Below are 2,770 nucleotides of genomic sequence, written 5' to 3'. Positions count from 1 at the left end.
AAGGTCTTGAGCCCCATCTTGGTTAACGTAACTGGTTTGTAGAGAGTGTTTCAGAATATCCATGACACCCTGAACAGTAGCCGAACTGTATTGGCTGATATCTGCCTCATACCTGCCCGTCAGATCGTTATATTTCTCAAAGCGCTCAGCACTGTGTGAAAACTCAATATCAAACGAAGGGGAACCAAGCCAGTCGTATTCATTGGGAAGGTAGTCGTGAGCCGTTTGAGCTTTAGCTTGTGGCTTTAGCTTGGCTCTTTTCTGGGCTCGCAGCTTTTGTGTCACGATTGGTAGTGGACTTGAGGACGATAGTTTAAGTTCAAGTTGCGATACATCCAGCAGTAAGCTGAGGTCGAACCATCGCTCGATGCTTTTTAAATTAATATATAAATCAAAACCATCAAGTGCATACTGAAAATCTTTTGGCCAGGTTTGGCGTTCGCCTTTGAGAAAAACACTTTTCTGATTGATGTCGAGAGAAAAGTTTCGGTCTTCTGAAATAAACCAGCCATCAAGCGACAGCGAATCCAAATTTAGCGTTAGAGGAAAATCCAGAGAATCTATCAACCCTTGTACGGGAATAAATGTATTCTCGGGTGTTTGATAGACGAAAAGAGATTCTTCGAGTAATAGCTGATCGTAACTTAATTGTACGATCAGTATATTATCCTCTGCCAACTCAACAGGTTCTGGAGGGAGCTCTGCAAAAGCATGCTCCCATACAGCTAAGTAAACGAGAAAAATCGAGAGGCCGGCATAGCGTGGCATATTAGGTAAAATCCATCTTACGTTATAAGAGTCTGCCAGGTGTCTAGAATGTTATCGTTTGCTCGATGACATTGCTGCCACCAAACTTTTCGTCCTCAGTAAAGCGTAGAAGATATTCTTTTCCAGTTAATGATGCCGCTTGGCTTAAGCGGACTTTGACTAGTCGTTTTAAAGTTGGAGTATATAAAGCGATACCTCGAATAAAGCCTACGCGGGAGCCAAGTTGCTCACCGTTCTTCTCATATAGTTCCACGTTCCCATAGAGAGAAAAATTTCCTTGGCGATGTAGCGAGAAGTGGAGCTCTTCTACTTGCTCGTTTTGCACGATTGGCTGAATGTCAGAGATGCTTGCCGTGGTCGTAGAAGCGCCTTTTCTAACGATTACGGGGATTGCTAGTTTTAATACTGGCTGAACGGCAAGGTTTAGTTGGATATCTTCATCGTTCTTTGGGGTAGCCGGAGAGTTCGCGTCAGCTTTTTGCGGGATCTGTTTAAGTACCAGGTGAGATAGATATTCCCCTTCTGCCAAACCTTTAGGGCGTCGAGCGGCGACACGAATTGTTTGAGATCCACCGGCAGGAATATCAACTCGGCGAGGGGAGTAACGAATCATATCGCCTGCATAGGGCCCACCTTCTTCTGGGTTTTCTATATCAACGATACTGCCGTCTTCTTTCATATACTTGTGCTCGAAGTATATTTGGTATCGTCCTGCTTTATCATCAGTGTTTAGTAAGTCCAAGCTTGCACTTCTTTCTCTGTCTTGTAACACGATGCGCTGAGGGTTAAGAACAAGTCCGGCAGAGACTTGGAATGAGATGAGTGCGGTAAGTAGAATTAATAATGTATTCTTGAAAAGCCAAAGGCTAGATTTGTTTCGCTGTTTCATGTTGGTTCGTATAACGTTTTCGGTCAGTGTTTGTTAGATGGTTTATTATTGCTGGCGCAATAATAAACCATCTAACAAACAGTTAAATACCGAAAAGCAAAAAAGGCGCTAAATGCGCCTTTTTTAAACATATAACACTTAATTGTGCTTACTGGTAAGTAACTTCTACTTGATATTCTACAGAGTTAACACCGTTTGACAAAGCCAGAGCACCGTTAGCAACGGTTAGTGTTCCACCTAGATATAATGCATGGTTAGTTTGTAGAGTTACGCCCGTAAGAGTTGTTGCACCTTCACCGTTATCGAGCATTGCTGGTGCAAAGGACAGTTCAGATGCGCCTGAAGTACCTGCAGTTAAAGCAATATCGACTTGTTGACCGTCGGTTCCAGCCACATTAATCGCGGCCAATGTACCGTTACCAGAGCCGAAGCATGCAGCGCCTGAACGTGCACCGCCTGTAGTGATCGTACAAGTATCTGAGTCGCTAGCTAGAACGTCACCTAGATCCATTTGAGTCGCTTCAGTTAATGAAATTGGCTGAACCAGGTTTAGTGAAGCGTTGAATGTATCTGCAGTAGCGGTACCTGCGATAAGGCCAGAGATCATTGTTGCTGCAATTGCTGATTTTTTAAATAATGTTTTCATGGATAGTATTCCCAGTTTTAAAATTGATTCATTTATAAGGCTGCTTCGTTTCGTTGTCTTTTAGCATTGAACAAAGTCAGCATTTGGCGATATTCGCCGTTTGTTAAATATTAAAGTAGCTGGATTTGTGCTTTTGGCGCCAGCCTTACATCCCTTCTATAACGAGAGAGTTAACTCGCTATATGATGTACTGCGTTTTACATTGTTTTGCATTTCAAACGCTTATGATTTCACTGTAGCTAAGTTTTTTAGTTTGCCAGCTTGAATTTCAGCCCTTTTTGTATCGCTTTGTGACAATAGGTTTTGGGAATGTATCTATANGTCTCAGTTGTTATTCTGGTGTTTCTTATAGCAAACTCTTATAAGTGCTTGTGTAACGAAATTCGAAATTTAGGGGGAATTCATACTTAAGAGACTTCTTATAAAAGGTTTTTTAAGTTATTAAAAAATAGGAATAATCGTAATTT

3 protein-coding genes are annotated in these 2,770 nt (G+C 41.9%); all 3 read right to left on the bottom strand.

Annotation, left to right across the window (positions count from 1 at the left end; all coding sequences use genetic code 11):
* On the bottom strand, positions 1 to 768 hold a 768-nt coding region (locus A3766_RS16490; protein WP_156508935.1), incomplete at its 3' end, for a hypothetical protein.
* A gap of 43 nt (positions 769 to 811) precedes the next feature.
* Positions 812 to 1,657 (bottom strand): molecular chaperone, encoded by an 846-nt coding sequence (locus A3766_RS16485; RefSeq protein ID WP_068638321.1) that lies wholly within the window; start codon positions 1,655 to 1,657, stop codon positions 812 to 814.
* A gap of 148 nt (positions 1,658 to 1,805) precedes the next feature.
* Positions 1,806 to 2,303, bottom strand: a complete 498-nt coding sequence (locus tag A3766_RS16480; protein WP_068642526.1) for a DUF4402 domain-containing protein — start codon at positions 2,301 to 2,303, stop codon at positions 1,806 to 1,808.
* Positions 2,304 to 2,770: the final 467 nt, after the last annotated feature.

It is taken from the genome of Oleiphilus sp. HI0132 (genome assembly GCF_001635845.1).
This window is presented reverse-complemented; position numbering and strand designations above follow the sequence as displayed.